At 44.9% G+C, this 17021-nt stretch carries 25 protein-coding genes; 2 read left to right on the forward strand and 23 right to left on the reverse strand.

All coding sequences use genetic code 11. The features are described 5' to 3' along the window. Nucleotides 1-78 precede the first annotated feature (78 nt). From MSTHT_RS06035 to rpl3p, 23 genes are read right to left on the reverse strand one after another with little or no spacing between them, the layout of a single operon-like run. Complete coding sequence (locus MSTHT_RS06035; RefSeq protein WP_048167002.1) at nt 79-501, reverse strand: uL15m family ribosomal protein; 423 nt, start codon at nt 499-501, stop codon at nt 79-81. 10 nt (nt 502-511) lie between these two features. Continuing rightward, nucleotides 512-973, reverse strand: a complete 462-nt coding sequence (locus MSTHT_RS06040) for a 50S ribosomal protein L30 (RefSeq protein ID WP_048167003.1) — start codon at nt 971-973, stop codon at nt 512-514. Between the two features lies 1 nt (nt 974). Beyond that, complete coding sequence (locus MSTHT_RS06045) at nt 975-1601, reverse strand: 30S ribosomal protein S5 (protein WP_048167004.1); 627 nt, start codon at nt 1599-1601, stop codon at nt 975-977. A gap of 9 nt (nt 1602-1610) precedes the next feature. Further along, on the reverse strand, nt 1611-2135 hold the full coding sequence (locus MSTHT_RS06050) for a 50S ribosomal protein L18 (RefSeq protein ID WP_048167005.1): 525 nt from the start codon (nt 2133-2135) through the stop codon (nt 1611-1613). A gap of 16 nt (nt 2136-2151) precedes the next feature. Next, nucleotides 2152-2604 (reverse strand): 50S ribosomal protein L19e, encoded by a 453-nt coding sequence (locus MSTHT_RS06055; RefSeq protein WP_048167006.1) that lies wholly within the window; start codon nt 2602-2604, stop codon nt 2152-2154. A 2-nt stretch (nt 2605-2606) separates the two neighbouring features. Then, a complete protein-coding gene (locus MSTHT_RS06060; protein ID WP_048167007.1) occupies nt 2607-3032 on the reverse strand; it encodes a 50S ribosomal protein L32e in 426 nt (141 codons plus the stop codon). 10 nt (nt 3033-3042) lie between these two features. Continuing rightward, entirely contained in the window at nt 3043-3573 is a 531-nt protein-coding gene (locus MSTHT_RS06065; protein ID WP_048167008.1) for a 50S ribosomal protein L6, read from the reverse strand. 17 nt (nt 3574-3590) lie between these two features. Continuing rightward, the gene (locus MSTHT_RS06070; RefSeq protein ID WP_048167009.1) at nt 3591-3983 is read right to left on the reverse strand and encodes a 30S ribosomal protein S8; all 393 of its coding nucleotides are present in this window, start codon (nt 3981-3983) and stop codon (nt 3591-3593) included. A 10-nt stretch (nt 3984-3993) separates the two neighbouring features. Next, nucleotides 3994-4146, reverse strand: a complete 153-nt coding sequence (locus MSTHT_RS06075; protein ID WP_048167010.1) for a 30S ribosomal protein S14 — start codon at nt 4144-4146, stop codon at nt 3994-3996. Then, nucleotides 4147-4644 (reverse strand): 50S ribosomal protein L5, encoded by a 498-nt coding sequence (locus MSTHT_RS06080; protein ID WP_048168421.1) that lies wholly within the window; start codon nt 4642-4644, stop codon nt 4147-4149. 4 nt (nt 4645-4648) lie between these two features. Beyond that, nucleotides 4649-5356 (reverse strand): 30S ribosomal protein S4e, encoded by a 708-nt coding sequence (locus tag MSTHT_RS06085; protein ID WP_048167011.1) that lies wholly within the window; start codon nt 5354-5356, stop codon nt 4649-4651. A gap of 15 nt (nt 5357-5371) precedes the next feature. Beyond that, entirely contained in the window at nt 5372-5722 is a 351-nt protein-coding gene (gene rplX, locus MSTHT_RS06090) for a 50S ribosomal protein L24 (RefSeq protein ID WP_048167012.1), read from the reverse strand. Nucleotides 5723-5732: 10 nt separating this feature from the next. After that, entirely contained in the window at nt 5733-6131 is a 399-nt protein-coding gene (gene rpl14p, locus MSTHT_RS06095) for a 50S ribosomal protein L14 (RefSeq protein ID WP_048167013.1), read from the reverse strand. Beyond that, nucleotides 6128-6457, reverse strand: coding sequence for a 30S ribosomal protein S17 (locus MSTHT_RS06100; RefSeq protein ID WP_048167014.1), 330 nt, complete (start codon nt 6455-6457; stop codon nt 6128-6130). Before MSTHT_RS06100 ends, rpl14p begins: the two co-directional genes overlap by 4 nt. Nucleotides 6458-6461: 4 nt before the next feature. Next, a complete protein-coding gene (gene rnp1, locus MSTHT_RS06105; RefSeq protein WP_048167015.1) occupies nt 6462-6794 on the reverse strand; it encodes a ribonuclease P protein component 1 in 333 nt (110 codons plus the stop codon). Then, nucleotides 6784-6987, reverse strand: coding sequence for a 50S ribosomal protein L29 (gene rpmC / locus MSTHT_RS06110; protein WP_048167016.1), 204 nt, complete (start codon nt 6985-6987; stop codon nt 6784-6786). Before rpmC ends, rnp1 begins: the two co-directional genes overlap by 11 nt. Then, nucleotides 6987-7901: a 30S ribosomal protein S3 gene (locus MSTHT_RS06115; protein WP_048167017.1), complete on the reverse strand. Its 915-nt coding sequence runs from the start codon at nt 7899-7901 to the stop codon at nt 6987-6989. The genes rpmC and MSTHT_RS06115 overlap by 1 nt, the downstream gene beginning before the upstream one ends. Beyond that, nucleotides 7902-8357, reverse strand: coding sequence for a 50S ribosomal protein L22 (locus MSTHT_RS06120; RefSeq protein ID WP_048167018.1), 456 nt, complete (start codon nt 8355-8357; stop codon nt 7902-7904). An 11-nt stretch (nt 8358-8368) separates the two neighbouring features. Beyond that, nucleotides 8369-8779 carry a 30S ribosomal protein S19 gene (locus tag MSTHT_RS06125; protein ID WP_048167019.1) on the reverse strand — a complete coding sequence of 137 codons (411 nt, stop codon included), beginning with the start codon at nt 8777-8779 and terminating at the stop codon, nt 8369-8371. 15 nt (nt 8780-8794) lie between these two features. Further along, nucleotides 8795-9511 carry a 50S ribosomal protein L2 gene (locus MSTHT_RS06130; RefSeq protein WP_048167020.1) on the reverse strand — a complete coding sequence of 239 codons (717 nt, stop codon included), beginning with the start codon at nt 9509-9511 and terminating at the stop codon, nt 8795-8797. 10 nt (nt 9512-9521) lie between these two features. Then, entirely contained in the window at nt 9522-9770 is a 249-nt protein-coding gene (locus MSTHT_RS06135) for a 50S ribosomal protein L23 (RefSeq protein WP_048167021.1), read from the reverse strand. Next, nucleotides 9767-10528, reverse strand: coding sequence for a 50S ribosomal protein L4 (rpl4p, locus tag MSTHT_RS06140; RefSeq protein WP_048167022.1), 762 nt, complete (start codon nt 10526-10528; stop codon nt 9767-9769). The genes MSTHT_RS06135 and rpl4p overlap by 4 nt, the downstream gene beginning before the upstream one ends. A gap of 5 nt (nt 10529-10533) precedes the next feature. After that, nucleotides 10534-11547 (reverse strand): 50S ribosomal protein L3, encoded by a 1014-nt coding sequence (rpl3p, locus tag MSTHT_RS06145; protein WP_048167023.1) that lies wholly within the window; start codon nt 11545-11547, stop codon nt 10534-10536. A 1736-nt stretch (nt 11548-13283) separates the two neighbouring features. On the opposite strand from rpl3p, the gene MSTHT_RS06150 reads away from it, so the two are divergent. Next, nucleotides 13284-15695, forward strand: coding sequence for a TIGR04279 domain-containing protein (locus MSTHT_RS06150; protein ID WP_048167024.1), 2412 nt, complete (start codon nt 13284-13286; stop codon nt 15693-15695). 446 nt (nt 15696-16141) lie between these two features. Further along, nucleotides 16142-16798, forward strand: a complete 657-nt coding sequence (locus tag MSTHT_RS06155; protein ID WP_048168422.1) for a hypothetical protein — start codon at nt 16142-16144, stop codon at nt 16796-16798. The last annotated feature ends 223 nt before the right edge of the window (nt 16799-17021 follow it).

Genomic DNA, 17021 nt, shown 5'->3' on the forward strand with positions numbered 1-17021 from the left:
AGTCAATGCTAATATAGTACATCTAATATGAAAAAGTTACCAAAAGAATTAAAATAAGTAATGTCAGAGTGACACTACTTATTTGGCATCTATGCAACTTCCGCCGGCATTCTCAATTTTTTCGCGAGCAGATGCGGAGAATTCTTCCGAAGTAACCACAAGTCTCTTCGTAACACGTCCGCTTCCGAGCACTTTTTCAATTCCGAGGTTCTCAAGGTTAATGTGGTATGCTCCATCCCTGACTTCTGCAAACCCTTCCTCAGCAAGATAAGGGGCAAGCTCGTCAAGTTCTCCCACATTTACTATGGAGACATCTCTGGAAATCTCAGCAGGGCGCTTGAAACCATGCTTTCCGTAGCTGTATCCCCTTAAGATAGCTCTTACAAAGTGGTGTTTACAGCCACCGGCTTTCCCACGCCCTCCGCGGTTTCCAGCTCCACGCCTGTTTTTGTGAGTCCCGCCTCCGCAGGTCCTGGATCCTCTGAACTTCTTTATATCCATTCAAACCACCTTATCTCATTTTGTGCAGGAGCGCATTGATATTCTCACCATGATCTCCGAGCGTGCCGCCCTGCTGTACGGTCCTTTTAATCCCAGCATGCCCTTTTCTTGGAGGGTGAAGCCTGAAAACAGGTTTCAGCTTGGGAACAGCCTTAAGGGTAGTTTCTCCTGCAATTACAGCCTCTGCAAATGCCTGAATAGAATCATAGGCTGTGTTTTCCCGTATATATTCCTCGGTCAGGCGGGTGTTGCCTTCGAGTCTCCCACGCTTTTTGAGGATCTCTGCGAGGGTTTTTGCGTCAACTTTCCCATAGGCGACGTAATCCTTAACCTTCTGAATCATACCTTTGTAGTGAGGAGTCTCGGGCACAACCACACAGTGGTTAACTTTGTGCAGGCGAAGCATCTTCATGGTATCCTCAATGGTATACCGGACGTTTACCGGGCCTCTCAACCTTACAACTGCATACATCTCAGGCTTCCTCCTTACAGTATACTGGCAGACTCATGACATTGACCTGGTTAAGGGCATCGAAGGTTGCCTTTGCGAAATTGAGGGTAGTCCGCGTAGTTCCGAAGGTCTTGGTCCATACATCTTTGATACCGGCTTTTTCCAGCACCTTGGTTGCAGTATTCCCTGCAGCTATTCCAAGACCTCTTGGAGCCGGAATAAGAGTTACGCTTACACTTCCTGATTTTCCTGTGACTTCGTAAGGAACTGTATGAGGCAGTCCGCAGGCACATTCCCAGGATCCGCAGCCTCTGCGGATGTAGGTAATATTGAGCTTTGCAGCATCAATTGCCTTGCGGATTGCGGGTCCTACCTGCACGTCTTTTGCCTGCCCGAGTCCTACGTAGCCGTTTCTGTTCCCTACAATTACGGTTGCTCTGAATTTCACACGGCGTCCTGAGTCAGTCATCCTCTGGACCATGTTAATATCGAGCACCTCATCTTCCAGGTCAGGAAGCAGCATATCAATTATCTGGGGTTCCCTGATAGGCAGGCCTGATTTAATTGCCTCTTCCATAGAAGCAACCTGTCCTTCTACGACTAATTTTCCAAGCCTGGTTTTCGGAACCCAATCTTCATCGAATGCCATTTAATCACCTTAACTAAATTCAGCAAAGATTTTCTCTTTGGTTGCTTCAAACTGCTCTGGCAGGTCTGAGCTCTCTTCTCTGTATTCAGCAATGTGTTCTCCCCGAATTCTCTCATCCGAAGGGAAAACTTCAGGGTTGCAGGGGACGTCAAAACCAGAATCTATTATGCCTTTAAGCGCAGCATAAACCCTGGAGCCTGCAGAGGAAGCCTGAAGTCCTATATCCAGAATGCCTCCCTCATATCCCTTTTTCAAACTCTTCAGTCCGAAAAGGAGCCCTGTAAGATACGCAGCCGTGGTATTTCCGGTAGCTCCTGTGTAACCGTACCTGGCAAGCTCACTCGAGATGGCTGAGGAATAAGTTATATCCCCGTCTGGGGTTGGAGCTATTAACTGGATCTGAATGTTTCTTGCACTCTTCCTGACAACCACACGGTCCCGCTTTGAGAGCAGTAACTTGAGCCGCAGGTGATAATTAGTGCGACCTTCTCTTCTTCTTCTAAAAGGAACCTTATATCTTGGTCCTGTTGCCATATTTAGCTCCTCCAGTTTATTTCTTTAACATTTTTTCGGACTCAAGGTGGGAATTCAGGTGGGCAACACTTCTATATTCGCCGCCTTTTGCTTTCCTGTAAAGTCTGCAGTACACAGACTTATCAATTGTGCCATCTGCACGCAATTCCTTGAGCCTTCTTCTAAGAGCCCGGATCTTTTTGATCCACAGTTCTTTCTTGGGGGTACGGGCTCCTTTCTTACCTTTTCTTGAACCGTGACCCTTGCGGTGTCCATACTTACGCTTGGCGGCAAGAGCTCTGGCTCGGCCTCTGCTGACTCCTTTTATTGGTTTTGCCTTAATAGTACCTTTCTCGATGAGCCCGCGGATATCTTCCCTGGTAATTGCGGACGCGATCTCTTCGGAGGCGTCAGGATTAAGCCATACCCTGTCAAGACCGCATTCGAGGATTTTGGAGGCTAACCTTCTCTGATTGGCCAAATCTGTCATATTTATTCACTCCTTCCAGGGTTCAATATCTTGATTCCGAGTTCTTCGGCTTTTGCTATAATAATAGCTTTTTTTCTTGCGCCTACTGTAGAAGCTATCCTGATAGCCTCATAAGAAGGATCAATAAGCTCAAGTTCATCAACACTGGAAATAAGCACATCCGAATACCCGGACGGATGCAGACCTTTTACTGCAACCGGGCTTCCATATCCTACCTGGGCGAGCGCACCTTTAGATACATATTTTCTGCGCTGTTTGCCTTGAGTACCTCTTGGACGCCTCCAGTTGCTATCAAGTCTTTTGAATTTGTGACAGGCTGCTCTTTTAAACTGGGGTTTCTTTCCCTTCAGAACCTTTCTCACATTGAATAAACGCCTGGATTCAGAGTCCATATCAAGAGTACCTTCTGATTTGAATTCTTCTGCCATCACAACCACCTCAGGGTTTCTGCACGATGTAGATTCCATCCTGGAAAACCCTCGGGTCGAATCTCCTGATCTTCGTCTTCTGTTCAATGTTTGCGGCAGTCTGCCCGACGTCTTCCTTGTTTATTCCGGTGATAGTTACCTCGTTTCCGGATACCTTAACCTTTGTTTCGCCAAGGATTTTTGCAACTCTCGGCTTCTTTTCTCCAAGGAAGTTTCCGATTATGAAGGACTTACCATCAACTTTTACTTGCATGGGGAAGTGAGAGTACACAATAGACATTTTGCACTCAAATCCTTCATTTACGCCTTTGATCATGTTTTTGATGTGGGAAGTAAAGGTGCCTACCATTGCTTTCTGTTCTTTCCTGGAGGATACTGCATCCACCACTACTTCGCCCTCTCTGACGTCGATCTTGACCCCTGGGTACCAGAGCTTTCTTTCGACAGTTCCCAGGGGACCCTTCACTGTAAGCACATCCTGAGAGAAAGAGACGGAAATTCCTTCAGGAATCTCTATTGTTCTTGCAATTTCCTTAACCATTTCCTGTTTCCTCCAGCTCAGTACACATAAGCAAGAAGCTGCCCACCAATCTTCTTCTCACGGGCTTCGTACTGGGACATAACCCCGCTTGAAGTGGTAACTATAAGGGCGCCAAAGTTCTTTGCCGGCAGGAACTGCTTTTCCCAGCGTTCAAAACTGCCAGTTCCCACAGAATACCGCGGCTTGATTGCACCGCATTTGTTGATTCTTCCCACAAGGGTAACATTGTAGATTCCGGCTTTTCCGTCATCGATAAACTCGAATTCTCCAATGTATCCGAGATCTTGCATAACCTTCAGTACATTGCCGATAGTTTTGGAAGCAGGCCTGATGACACAGGCGCTCTTCCCGACATCTTCGGCGTTTTTAATTACAGAAAGGGCATTTGCAAGAGGATCAAGTAATACCATTTGAATCACCTTACGAATATTTCTCAAAACCCATCTGGTGGGCGATCTCCCTGAAACAGTGCCTGCAGAGGTAGATATCGTATTTACGGACAAGACCCTGCTTTCTTCCGCAGCGCTTGCATACATTTACTCCTCTTCCGGACTTGTCTATAGTATCTGCCATTTACATGACCTCCACGCCATAGTTCTCGCTAAGGAAAGCAACTGCATCCTCAACTGTAACCCTGTGGTTTGTCGGGATCTTCTTTTTTGCGATCCTTCTCTTGCAGATTCTTTCTCCGGGGCGTTTGATAACAACTGTTACATCCATTCCGAAAACCCCGATATTCGGGTCATATTTCATGCCCGGAAAATCCGTGTGTTCTTCAATTCCGAAAGAGACGTTTCCAAGGGAATCAAACTGGGACCTGACCAGAGTTTTGCCAACTATGCCCAGAGCTGTCTCAAGGAATTCCTGGGCTTTCTGGCCTCTCAGGGTCACCTTGCAGCCAATGGGTTCTTTCTTTTTAATCGAGAAAGCCGGAAGAGTCTTTTTGGCAAAGCACCTGACAACTTCCTGTCCTGTGATAGTCCTGAGGATCTCCTCGGCATTTACAAGACGCTGCCCACTTTCTCCAACACCCATGTGGACAATAACCTTTTCAACAGTTGGAGCGCGCATAGGATTACTCAATTGCCTCACCACCGAGCCTGATCTCAGGTTTGTCTTCACCAATTACAAACACGTAATCTTCAATAGTCTCGAAATCGGTTTCCCCGGAAATCGCGACTGTATTGTGCCTAGAACTCTTAACTTCCTTGATTTCTTTAATTGTTCCGATTTCTCCGGAGTGCTGTCCGCCTACCACCATTGCCAGGTTGCCGACCTTGAACTTAAGGTGCTTTATTATCTTCTTGTCAGGCACGGAAAGAATCAGAGAATCCTTTGTGCTATATTCGTTAGAGCCAAGAATATTGGCCCCATCATTCAGGTTAAGCTGCACCTTTCCTCCTTTGAGGATAGTCTTGTTGTTAATCCTGCACAGCTTGTTAACGTTTGTCTCGCTCAGTTTGTAAAGGGTAAGACGCCCCTTTTCATCCTGGAGCACTCTGTATGTTTCATTTATGAGCGGGAGCGAAATTACATCAAAAAGCCCTACAGGGAACCTGAGGTCTTTCCTGGGAATGCCGTCCACAAGAACTTTACCTTCCGAAAGAATTCTCTTACCTTCTCTACTGTTATCTACGAGCTTGAGAATGTCGCGAATAATGATTCCTAGCGGAAGACTGCGTGCCTTGCTGTGAGGCCCCGGGCGGGTGGTGGAGACCCACTTATAACCTTTTTTCCCGACCTTCCAGCTTTTTGGAATTGCTAATCTTTTCTGGTGTGTCACAAAAAATCACCTGGCTCACTTCTTAATGCTTGATGCTCTGCGCCCGTCCTTCATTTCCAGTTTTATGATCATAACATTGGAGGGGTAGATAGGTCTTGGGACTTCGGTGCCATCCACCTTGGTGGAAATAACCCCGTCCACAGTAATAGTGCCGTCCTTAAGAGAAACACTCTGAACCTTTCCTTCAGTACCCTTAAAGTCTCCACGCATGACCTTCACGGTATCTCCCGCGATGACTGGGGCGCTTCTTGTGCCGTATTCCTTGGAGAGCGATTCACTGAGCCTTGCACCCATGAATTTCTGTCTGATATGCAGAGGTGCGTTATATCTTGCTTTTCTCTGCTTCCTTGGCTGTTTGGATACCATGCTCGCCACCTCAGATAATAATAGATGCCGTGGTTCCAATCTTTGGGTATCTCTCAGCTACTTCTCTTGCGATAGGACCTTTTATGTCCGTGCCTTTAGGAACCCCTTCTTCGTCTGTGATTACCATGGCATTGTCCTCAAAGGATACACGCAGCCCATCCGGACGGCGGAATTCCTTTTTCTGGCGAACCACTACTGCGTAGACAATCTGCTTCCTCATTTCAGGGGTGCCTTTCTTCACCGAGACGACACACATATCCCCGATTCCTGCGCAAGGCATTCTGTTCTTGACTCCTCTGTACTTCTTGACAGAGATGATCTCAACTACCTTGGCTCCAGTGTTGTCTACACAAGGAACATTGGCACCTGCATTAAGAGCCCTTGGGATGTTAGAACGTATACCTTTCATTTTGGCACCTCCGCTTTAACTACCACAAAGGACTTGGTTTTGCTTATAGGCCTGCATTCCGCAATCGTAACGATATCCCCGACTTTTGCTGAAATGCAAGGCGGGTTGTGTGCGTGAAGCTTCGAGCGTCTCTTCTCGTATCTCTGATATTTTGGCACCATTTTCATGTATTGCCTTTCAATAACTACTGTATTGTCCATCTTATTGCTGACCACGGTGCCCACAAGTATTTGACCCCTTACTGGGAGTGTGCCGTGGAAGGGACAGTATGAATCATCACATTCTTCTGATGGCGCCGGTATGTTTAATCCAATATCTCTTGCCATGAGTTTAGCCCCATTTGCGTAACTTTTTAATGTTCTTGATCCGATTTTCGGGTTGTGAGAGCAGCAGGTTTCCCTGAATTTTAACAAATGTATCGGATCTGCGGCCTTTTTCTGAGAGCTCGGCAGGGATCCGGAAGACAAATTCCGAACCCGCCTTTGGAATCTTCAGTTCCCGCGACTTCGAGTTTTCTATTATTAACATATTTTTTGTCTCGTCAATTACCCTGCCGCGGATTCCTATCAATGCTGGATTAGTGGAATGAATCACCAGAACCTCGAGCCCTATCAGTTCATGGTAGATAAGGGTCGAAGGTAGAATTTCCACTTTAGATTTCATTTAATTCATGCTGAATTGTCTTTATCCGGGCAATTGTTCTCCTGATTTCTCCGATCCGTCCCGGGTTCTCAGGAGCTCCGCCTGCGGAGGTAAGGGCGCGTTCCCTGACCAGTTCATTTTTCAGATTCTCAAGTTCATCAGCCCGTTCCTCGGGTGTCATAGCCCGGATTTCGCTGGTTCTGAGGATTGCCATTATTCCTTTGCCTCCTTGTGAACCCGTGCCATTGGGTGCCAGTAATCATAACCTTCGTGCTTGTGCTGCCAGACTCCATTGACCTGCCTTCGGAGTTCTTCAGAACCTTCGACCTGAATAACCTCAACCTCTTCCTCTTCTGCGGTCTCAGCCTGAGGTTCTTCCTCGGCTTCTTCAGGCTCTGCGACTTCAGCTTCCTCTACAGATTCTGCAGGTGCAGCTGCAGGACGGGGTTTTGCCGCGCCTTCCTTCTTAGGGGCTTCAGCAGGTTCCTCAACCGGCTTTTCGGCAGGCTTTTCAACCGGTTCAACAAGTTCACCTGTTTCCTTAACTCTGTAGGAGTCAGGCAGGACAACGCCCGGCTGAATGATTCTGACTTTACAGCCAAGGGTTCCGAGCTTTTTGATCGCTACTGCAAACCCTTCATCAACAACATGTTCTACGGGATTTCCGGAGTGTTTTATGTACCCATCAACGAATTTTTCAACTCTTGACCTGGCACCTGTAAGTTTTCCAGAGATAACAACCTCACAGCCGAGTGCACCTGCATTCATGATCGCTCTTAAGGTGTTGTGCCCGGCTTTTCTGAAGTACCAGCCTCTCTCAATTGAAGCTGCAAGCCTGGATGCCATCATCTGAGCGTTAAGTTCAGGTTTTTTGACTTCCTGAGCGTCAATCTGTGGATTTTCGAGGTTATACTTAGTTGCTACATCCCTGGTAAGCTTTCTGATGACCTTCCCGGCTTTCCCGATTACCATTCCAGGCTTTTCGGAGTAAATAATGATCTGGGTGCCCATTGGGGTCCTGTTAAGCTCCATACCGCCGTATCCAGCTCTGCTCAGCTGCTCTGCGAAGTACTCGTTCATGGAGGCTTTAACGTACCCATCATTGACGAATTTTCTCTCTATTGCCATTCAGCGCACCTCGGAAAGAATCATCTCGATATTTACAGTTTCTGTGTCTTTAGGAGTGGCTCTTCCTCTTGCCCTTGGCATGAACCCGCGAATTGTCCTTCCGCGCTGGATAGCAGCGTGGGATATGACCATGTTTGCGGGCTCAAGACCCTTATATTCGGCATTGCTTTCTGCATTCTTCAGAACCTTGAGGATCTCTTTGGAAGCATTGACAGGGTACCTGCCTGCAGCCATCGGACCTTTTCTGTGTCCTGCTCCATCATGGTGCCTCTTGAAGGGTACAGCCTGTTTTAAAGCAATTACATCTTCTAAAAACTTTCTTGCTTCGGGGACTTTCATGCCCTTAATTTTGCAGCAGATTTCACGGGACTTTTTAGGCGAAATATGTAGTTCAGAACCCATAGCCTTAGAGGTGGTCTCAGGGTCTGCCTTAACTGAATAATCAATTCTTGCCATTCCCTCTCACCTCATTTCAGCGGCACGAACTTGCTTGAACGGGTTGCTCCCACACCGGCACTACCGTGTACAACTCTTGATCTTGTGGGTGCGAATTCCCCAAAGCGGTGCCCGATCATCTCAGGCTGGAGATCCACACTTACGAAGGTTTTCCCATTGTGGATTTCAATAGTCTGTCCAATCATTTCCGGAAGGACAATCATGTCTCTGTGATGAGTTCTGATCTTCTTTCCTTCCTTGAACTTGTGCAGGACTTTTTTCTGTCCTTCCGTGAACCCGCGTTTGATGCTCCTGCGTTCTCTTGAGGGCAGGAGTTCTGCAAACTCTTCAAGACTCATTTCCTGAAGTTCTGAGATGGTTTTCCCGCGGTAAGTATATTCACCCTTTCTCTTTGGTAATTTTGATGATGATTTTTTAGCCATAACGAATACCCCTCATCAGCGCTTCATTCCGGTTCTTCTGGCTGCAATCAGTCCGACCTTTCTTCCGGGCGGAGCATTTCTGCTAACCGTTATGGGCTTGCCCGGGTGCTTCCAGGCACCTCCACCGAACGGGTGGTCGCGCGGGTTCATGGCAATACCTGAAACCCTGGGATACTTTGCAGCTCTTGTTTTCAGTTTATGGTATTTCTTTCCAGCTTTAAGCCATGGTCTATCAACCCTGCCACCGCCTGCAACAATACCAACAACTGCTCTGCACTTTGGATTAAGCCATTTAATGGTACCTGAGGGCATTGCCACTGCAGTCCTGTTAGGCTCATGAGTCACGACAGTTGCGTATACTCCTGACGAGCGTACGAATTTACCGCCATCATTTGGCTTTGACTCGATATTGCAGATAAAGAAACCTTCAGGCACATTCCCGATAGGAACTATGTTTCCAGGCTTAATCTCGGCATCGTCTCCACACTTTATTGTGTCCCCTAATGCTATCCCTTCGGGAGCCAGCATGAGAAGCTCTTCTCCATTTTCAAAGCGAACTTTTGCAATCGGAGCTGAGCGAGCAGGGTCATGCTCGATATCAATGACTTTCCCCTGGATCGATGTGTTTTCATCAACACGGGGATGCTTCAGTTCTGCCTTGTATTTGTGAGAAGGAGCTCTGTAGGTTGGAGTGCCTCTGCCCCTGTTCTGTGATATTAATCTTTTACCCATACCTCACACCTCACATAAGTCCTATCCGGGTTGCAATCTCGTGTGCCGATTCGGGATCTTCGAATGTCAGGATTGCTTTTTTCGTACCCTTCATGGTAGTCATCGTCCGCACGGATTTTACTTTGAATCCGTACAGTTTCTCAACGTCTTCTGCGATCTGCTTTTTGTTTGACCTGGGATCCACGATAAACTGAAGCTTGTTTTGATCAAGCAGCATCATCGCTTTTTCAGTAACAAAAGGATAGAAAATTGAACTCATTGGAATGCACCTTCCAGTTTCTTAATTGCGGATTCTGTCCAGATAGTAAGGCGCCCTGCATGTGTACCAGGTGCGAGCAGCTCGGCATTCAGTGAGTCCACAGTTGTAACGTCTACTCCTGCAAGGTTTCTTGCAGCCTTCAGGATAGGGGCATCTTCCCCTGCAACAATAAGGATACTCTTTTTATTCTTGTATTTCCTGCCTCTGAGTTTTCCACGACCTGCACGGATATGCTTTCCGTATTTTGCCCTGAGCACATCGTCATAGACTCCGATAGCCTGCAGGAATTCTATTACCTGCTTTGTCTTTTCAAGGTCTTCGAAAGCGTTTTCTGCAACGATCGGAAGCTCGGCATCAAAGATGTGACCTCTAAGGCTTACGAGGGTTGGGTCTCTGGTTGCTGCGATTGCAGAGCGGATTGCATAGCGGCGTTCCTTGATATTGATTTTCTCACTCCTGTCAGCCTCAGGCTTTGGTGGGTGGGCTCTTCTTCCACCTCTTGCTTGCGGAACTCTTGCAGCTCTGCTGCTGTTTACAAGCCTTGGTACCTGGGCAACTCCACGTCCTGAACCCCAGGATCTTGCAGAAGTGTCCATTCCTGCATAGAGACGGGGACCGTAGGGCTGAAGCCTGTTTGCCTGTGCCGCAAGCACTGCCTTTTTGATCAGATCAGGGCGGTAGTCCACATCAAACACATCAGGCAGCTCGATTTCCCTGATAACCTTTCCTGTAAGGTCTAATGTTTTTGCTGTAGCCATCTTGTTCACCCCTGCTTGGATTCCCTGCTTATGTGAAGTATGTTCGGTTCGCCAAGGTCGGCTTTCTTTGCCCTGATTGGGTCTCTGAGTCTGATAAGCCTCTTTGATGGTCCGGGTACACTGCCTTTAATGAGCACATAGTCTCCACGGACAATACCGTAATTTATGAAACCGCCTTCAGGAGTAACTTCTTCCCCATCTGATCCGATCTTGAGAATACGCTTGTTGAACTCGGTTCTCTGGTGGTACCCCATCTGACCCATCTGAGGAACTCTCCACGAGACCCGGGCAGGATGCCATGGACCAAGGGTACCAACCTGCCTGAGGCTGCCCTGTCTGGAGTGCTTGCTTTTCATAAGCTGAATGCCCCAGCGTTTGACAGGACCCTGAGTACCTTTACCGGTGGTGATAGCAGCTGTATCTACAAGTGTTCCGGCTTTGAAAACGTCAGTAACGCTTACAAGAGTGCCGAGGATTGACTTTGCGTACTCGAATTTGGTTTTGAGATCTCTGGCACTGATTCCGGATTCCATAATGTCAGGCTTCTTTTTGGGAACCCCGGTAATGTTCTTTGGCAGGGTGTAAGTAATTGCTCTGATATCGCTTATCTTGCCTTCTTCGATCATTTTTTCAATTTTCTCAAGATTTTCAGCCATGTTTCCAGCTGCTGGTACAGGGATCCTGCGCTTGAGTTCAGGGTCAAGGTCTGCTGCCCATGCCTCAGCGACTGCCTTTTCTCCGGTGCTGTCTTCTGCATATGCCCGGATGGCTGCGACCCTTATTGCAGGAGTTTCAATGACAGTTACAGGTACGGATATTTCCATACCCTGGGTAAGGCTGTTCTTTGTGTCATCAATCATGATCACGTGGGTCATGCCCACCTTGTACCCTGCAAAACTCTGTAGCCTTGGTTCACCTGTAGCTTCCGGCCAGGCTCTGAACCGTGGAATGTGGCTCTTTGCCCTTTTGCGCGGGCTGAATGCGAGGGAACCTCGTTTTGGTCGGTGTATGCTTGCCATATTTCTACTCCGTAAATTTCAATTGAAATACCAGTCCCTCCGGTCGGCTCAATATGAGTGTCAAAAGAAAAATGCACTGGATTCCCCGAACGCTACCAGGTGAGGAGGGACGTCTTTTAGACCTGCCTGGCAGTTTACGCCTCGAGCAGACCAGAGCTTTATAGCTCCCGGTACCCTACATTCCTTCAGGCATCTACAATATCCGATCCTCTTCCCAGCTTGTCTAGCAGGAGCATACTCTTAAAGGATCGATTTTTCGATCCTGGCAGACCCAAATCCAGGCATCTGGCCTTGATTTGAAACATTCGTAGCCTGATTTGAAACTTCAGTATTCGGTAACCTGATTTTGAATTCAGCTCCCTGATTTGAAACTTCAGTGTTCAGTGACTGCAACCGCGACTCATCGAAAACCTGAACAGTTTCGTGCGATTTTAGGCGTCGGTTCGACCCTAAAAGCGGGCGTTTCAAAGCATTGGCCCTTTGACACTCATGTTGATCCGACTTTTCTCACTGGATTTATCTTCAATGCAGGAAATCTCCCGTAAAGCACGGCAGAAAATCCTATTTCCCGAACACTTTCGGGAAGAAGCATTAAGCATCACATTGATCTGATTAGATAATTTCAAACAATAAATGCCTGAAATTTCCATCTTGGACGTACTTTGCCTTTAAGGGTATATCTAATATATAAAGCCTTTGCAGGCGAGAAGATAATTGAAAAAGAAGAATCAACTTCAGGGAAGATATAATCAAATAAATTAAAAAGACCGAATTGATATCTCTTCGATAAAAACTTTGAGTAATGGAATCTCAATTGAAAAAATACCAGTTCTACTTTTCGACTTATGGATCAGCAAGAGCTTAGACAAGTTTACAAATGTGATATCAACCGACCCGTAGATATTTACATGTATGGTTATCCCATAGACCCGTAGATATATTATAGATATAGCCCACCTGTAAATGTGTTATCCGCCTGAATGTATTATTATGTACCCATCTGCAAGTTACACATAAGTTTGAAGTTTGTATTATATTATGTTTGAAGTTTGTATATTACACATATTATACATATATTATATATAGCTAGCCGCAGGAATATTTGAAACCAGACATACTCTGTTAATCGGAGCTTTATTCTGGATATTCTGATTAATATTAAGCTCTGACCATATTCTGATTATCTTTAGACTCTCCAGAGTTCTTTGTTTAGATCCTGTTCAGAATTCTTCTCAAGCTTCTTTTTATACTTCGAACTTGGGTTATCTAACTTCGAATTTGGGCTATCTAAATCTGGTTATCTGGAGAATTCACAAAATAATCAATCTCTTAACTTGCTACTCGATATAAAAATATTACTACCTAAAAAATAATAACATGAGAAAACTATTTTTAGAAATCTACATTTATTTACTCCTGCCCGCAAACTGGGATTATAAACCACAAACCTGCAGCCTGTAGAAAGTCTAGCTTAAGAGATAAAATCTCTTTAGAGAGTAGCCCCAATCCGAAGAAAGATTCTTAAAAGGAAAAACTGAATAAAAAAAGAAGATTTTTCAGTAATGAAACATCAGGAGATATAGATAGACGGGCTTTAACCTGAATATTATTACTTTTGCTTTACTTAAAGAGAAAAACATTGAAAAGAATCAGACTTGATGGGCAAAAATAACATTAAGTTAAAATCTATGAGAGTCCCGGTCAGGCAGGAAAGAGGATAATCAGGGGTGCAGTGATTGAAGAAAAAAACAGAGAGATATAACAAATCATACGGCAGAAAATGGAAATCTGTATTGGTTATTTTAATTCTTGTTTTCTCAATAATCTCAGTACCAGCCGCAGGAGAAGAGGATAACACAGGAAATGGGACAAGTATCGGACTGAGTCCAGAGCGAATAATCACCGAAAATGACAGCTCAGATAGTTCAGAAAATACTGGAATGAGCCTGACAAATGAAACTGAGGAAATTGGAGATACGGACAGCAAGAAAAATGCGGAGCCGGGGCAGGAATCAACCGTAGAATCGGGTAATGGGTCAGAAGAGGAAGAGAATAAAATAGAAACACTTGAGCCGGGAATCGAGGCTAATAGTGACACACAAAATAATGATGCAATAATTCCAGAGAGCCCGGAAAATGAACCGGAGCCACAAGAGGAAACAAATAACAGCTCAGGTGATCAGGAAAATACGGACAAAGGGCAGGAGCCAGATATAGGATTAAATAACAAGACAGGTAACGGAGAAAACGAAGCTGGAAACCCTGAATCAAATACCGAAACAGGTAAAGGGACTCAATACGGACAAAGCAAGTATGATGACCAGGAACCGAAAATTGTAGAAGAGAATAACACGGAAAACCAGAAGACTAGGAAAGAAAATTCAGATTCGCAAACAGGACAGAATAACAGTGCAAAAACTCAAGAAACCGGGAAAAAAGCTTCAGATCCAGAGACAGAGCAGAATAATGATGCAAAAACTCAGGAAACCGGGAGAACTAAGGAAACCGGGAAAGAAAGTTCAGATCTACAAACAGAACAGCATGACAACACAGAAAACCGGAAAAATACCACGCACAAGCCTGTACCAGACACAGAAGTTGAAAAAGGGATAGAAAACCCGCCAGGAGAAGAGGTAAATCCTGAGCAGAAACAGGAGGCAGGAAACAACATAGCCAGCTCGGAAGACGGCGAAGCAAACGTAAAATTAAAAGAAAAAGTAGAAAATGGAACGGATAATAAAAAGAGTGACCTAGGAAGAACCGACCCAGATGTAAGAGTATACAACAGAGCAGAAAGCCCAAAAGTCGCAGGAATAGAGGAGAGACCGGAAACTAGGGTATGCAATTGCACAAAGACTCCTGAAAGTAAGAAATTGAAACCTGAGATAAAAATAATACAATGTAACTGGACAGGAAATCTGGAAAATAAAGGAGTGAAACCTGAGATAAAAGTTTGTTACCTGGCAAACAATACTGGGAATATCACAGGAGATGAAATTGTAATACCTGAGATAGAACAGAAGGGAAGTAGCTGGAATAATCTGAAATTCATACTGCCATACCGCTATTCTTTTCGTTCGTTTTATACCGTAAATGAGAGCGTGAAGATAAGCTATCAAGGATCTGAGACCCTCAGTCATGAAAAGGTGAATATATATCTTGTCAAGGCATACGATCCTGGTTTTCCTGAAAAAACCATTTTAAATGGCACGGATGGTAACGAAGATAGCCTGGAGGAAATTCTCAGTAACAATACTGAATTTTACGTCCAGATCCCTGCAGTTCTGAACGGCAACGGGGATCTGCCTCCCCTGACCCTTGGTCCTCTTTCTGCCGGAAGCTACCAGGTTCTTATAACTCTTGCAGGAAATGAGACTGATAAACCTGACAAGGAAGAAGAGATTCTTTTAGCAAATTATTTTGATGTTCTGGAGTACAGAATGGAAGCTAAAGTTCCGTATACCATTGAGGAAGGCGAAAATCTTGAGGTCAACCTGAACCTGAGGAATGCACCTGCCAGGACAGGTTACACGTATTGGGCTGTACTTGTAAGAGCAGATACATTCGAAACGAATGAGAATATCCCAGCACGGGCGGCAGTATTGGCAAGACCTGTGGTAAATGGAGTTGACATTATAAGGAGCCTGGAAACTGGTCTTACAGGAAACGAGTCAGGAGCTGGAAAAGACAAGATTAGGAACGAGATCCAGAATTTAATAGGAAAAGAAAGCGGCACAATAAGCATAGGCGAGGAAGACCAGAGTACACTTTCCCTGACAGGCATAGATCTCCCTCCAGGAGACTATATCCTCTTTGCAGGAGCCCACGAGAAAGGCAGGGGACTCGCAGGCCTAGTACAGAAAGAACTGAGAATCTCATCCAGAGACTCACCCGGCGCGAGCCTGAGTTCCCTTTCGGGAACTTATCTTGGCAATATTTCTTCATTGAAAAGTCAACACTCTCCTTTTATGGGACTCAGTTCCGTTTTCGGAATTCCAGATACGTTCATATCTGAAGAAATCAAGCCTCACATTCAGACAAAAGCAATTGCTCATGTCATAAGAAATCCACCAAAGATCCCATCCTTCCTACTAGGCTTTACAGGAACACTCCTTATAGGGCTTGCTGTATTGAGGAAAAGGAAGTAAGGCAGAGAAATAAGCTCAAGAAAGCAGGCAGGAGAATCCTCATTCAGCCTTTACAACAAAGAAAAATTTGGGAAAAAAATCGAGAGAAAGGATGTAGAGAGTTACAATCCTTTCTCCTATTACTGAATGCTAAAACCACATACAGAGAGATTTTTTGCCTCTGACAGCGCAGAAGGCTAAAAAATACACGAAAAAAGTAAAATACATAAGCCAGTTTTATGTATCTATTTCTATATCTGTCTGCAGTTTTTATAATTATTCGTTTCATAAGTACGAGCTTCTTTCAATATTTAGTCTGATGAAGATTAGATTGTTACAGACGAAAAATCCAAGAGGAGAGATTAAACAAATTGTCTTCTAAGAGATTTAATTTAGTAAGTCCAGTTTTTACATCTATCCTACCTTCCAGGAATAAAGGGAATTTGGGATTTCTGCTTTTGCTTTCTATGCTCCTGTGCATTATTTTATCTCATGGAGCAGTTGCTTCAGGCAGCTGGGAACTTATCCCTGCGAATCCAGTTGTTGGGGATGTAATAGAAATAAGAGGAACCGGTTTTGAGGGAGAGAGTGTCGACGTGCTGATAACTTTTGAAAAGGAAGTACAGGTTGTGGACGGCAGATATGAGTATTTGCTTGAAGATGTGAGAATTCCCTCCGGTTTTGATAATAGATTTACCGTGCAGGCAACAGGGGTAGATGACCTGAATGTGAGAGTAAAAATGCTTCTGTGGATTACTAAAACTGCAGAAGCAAAGGACGGAGTTGCTACTGTTTCCCAGGCAGGTGTCCCTCCTGGAACCTATAAGATCAGGATTGATGGGAAGTCGGATGCTCCAAGTGTCAAACTAAAAATCACGGCTTTTCAGGAAATGGAGGTAGATTCTGAAGGGAGCTTCAGCTACACATATGATTCTAAGTCTATGCCGTCAGGCAGTTTTGAGGTAAATGTTGGGAGCATTGCAAAACAGGTAGAATTACAGCCAGCAGCAGGAAACATCGAAGGGGACGCTGAGAAGGATTTCAAATCGGAAAAGATGTGGGTAGCAGGAATTCTAGCCGTATTAATCTTGTTCGTGGCTTATTTGAGGAGGAGAAAATCATAAAAAAGCATATGGAGTTTAAATTAACTTATCTGAAATTAATTATAAGTATTTTGACAGGTTATAAAAATATTTTTATTAAAATATTTTTAAAATAGAGGATATAACGTAATTAATAATCTAATAAGATCTGATTAAAAAAATTAATGAGTGGAAACTTAATGACTAATAAAATGAATATTAAACAAAAGAAAAAAAGTAGTAATAAAATTGAGGTAAAATATTG

This window comes from Methanosarcina thermophila TM-1 (assembly GCF_000969885.1).
Lineage (GTDB): Archaea > Halobacteriota > Methanosarcinia > Methanosarcinales > Methanosarcinaceae > Methanosarcina > Methanosarcina thermophila.

Bases quoted from the DNA above. Each gene is read 5' to 3' on its own strand.
- MSTHT_RS06035 (WP_048167002.1), bottom strand. From the start codon at position 501: ATGGATATAAAGAAGTTCAGAGGATCCAGGACCTGCGGAGGCGGGACT.
- MSTHT_RS06040 (WP_048167003.1), bottom strand. From the start codon at position 973: ATGTATGCAGTTGTAAGGTTGAGAGGCCCGGTAAACGTCCGGTATACC.
- MSTHT_RS06045 (WP_048167004.1), bottom strand. From the start codon at position 1,601: ATGGCATTCGATGAAGATTGGGTTCCGAAAACCAGGCTTGGAAAATTA.
- MSTHT_RS06050 (WP_048167005.1), bottom strand. From the start codon at position 2,135: ATGGCAACAGGACCAAGATATAAGGTTCCTTTTAGAAGAAGAAGAGAA.
- MSTHT_RS06055 (WP_048167006.1), bottom strand. From the start codon at position 2,604: ATGACAGATTTGGCCAATCAGAGAAGGTTAGCCTCCAAAATCCTCGAA.
- MSTHT_RS06060 (WP_048167007.1), bottom strand. From the start codon at position 3,032: ATGGCAGAAGAATTCAAATCAGAAGGTACTCTTGATATGGACTCTGAA.
- MSTHT_RS06065 (WP_048167008.1), bottom strand. From the start codon at position 3,573: ATGGTTAAGGAAATTGCAAGAACAATAGAGATTCCTGAAGGAATTTCC.
- MSTHT_RS06070 (WP_048167009.1), bottom strand. From the start codon at position 3,983: ATGGTATTACTTGATCCTCTTGCAAATGCCCTTTCTGTAATTAAAAAC.
- MSTHT_RS06075 (WP_048167010.1), bottom strand. From the start codon at position 4,146: ATGGCAGATACTATAGACAAGTCCGGAAGAGGAGTAAATGTATGCAAG.
- MSTHT_RS06080 (WP_048168421.1), bottom strand. From the start codon at position 4,644: ATGCGCGCTCCAACTGTTGAAAAGGTTATTGTCCACATGGGTGTTGGA.
- rplX (WP_048167012.1), bottom strand. From the start codon at position 5,722: ATGGTATCCAAACAGCCAAGGAAGCAGAGAAAAGCAAGATATAACGCA.
- rpl14p (WP_048167013.1), bottom strand. From the start codon at position 6,131: ATGAAAGGTATACGTTCTAACATCCCAAGGGCTCTTAATGCAGGTGCC.
- MSTHT_RS06100 (WP_048167014.1), bottom strand. From the start codon at position 6,457: ATGGCAAGAGATATTGGATTAAACATACCGGCGCCATCAGAAGAATGT.
- rnp1 (WP_048167015.1), bottom strand. From the start codon at position 6,794: ATGAAATCTAAAGTGGAAATTCTACCTTCGACCCTTATCTACCATGAA.
- rpmC (WP_048167016.1), bottom strand. From the start codon at position 6,987: ATGGCAATCCTCAGAACCAGCGAAATCCGGGCTATGACACCCGAGGAA.
- MSTHT_RS06115 (WP_048167017.1), bottom strand. From the start codon at position 7,901: ATGGCAATAGAGAGAAAATTCGTCAATGATGGGTACGTTAAAGCCTCC.
- MSTHT_RS06120 (WP_048167018.1), bottom strand. From the start codon at position 8,357: ATGGCAAGAATTGATTATTCAGTTAAGGCAGACCCTGAGACCACCTCT.
- MSTHT_RS06125 (WP_048167019.1), bottom strand. From the start codon at position 8,779: ATGGCTAAAAAATCATCATCAAAATTACCAAAGAGAAAGGGTGAATAT.
- MSTHT_RS06130 (WP_048167020.1), bottom strand. From the start codon at position 9,511: ATGGGTAAAAGATTAATATCACAGAACAGGGGCAGAGGCACTCCAACC.
- MSTHT_RS06135 (WP_048167021.1), bottom strand. From the start codon at position 9,770: ATGAGTTCAATTTTCTATCCTTTTGTTACTGAAAAAGCGATGATGCTG.
- rpl4p (WP_048167022.1), bottom strand. From the start codon at position 10,528: ATGGCTACAGCAAAAACATTAGACCTTACAGGAAAGGTTATCAGGGAA.
- rpl3p (WP_048167023.1), bottom strand. From the start codon at position 11,547: ATGGCAAGCATACACCGACCAAAACGAGGTTCCCTCGCATTCAGCCCG.
- MSTHT_RS06155 (WP_048168422.1), top strand. From the start codon at position 16,142: ATGCTCCTGTGCATTATTTTATCTCATGGAGCAGTTGCTTCAGGCAGC.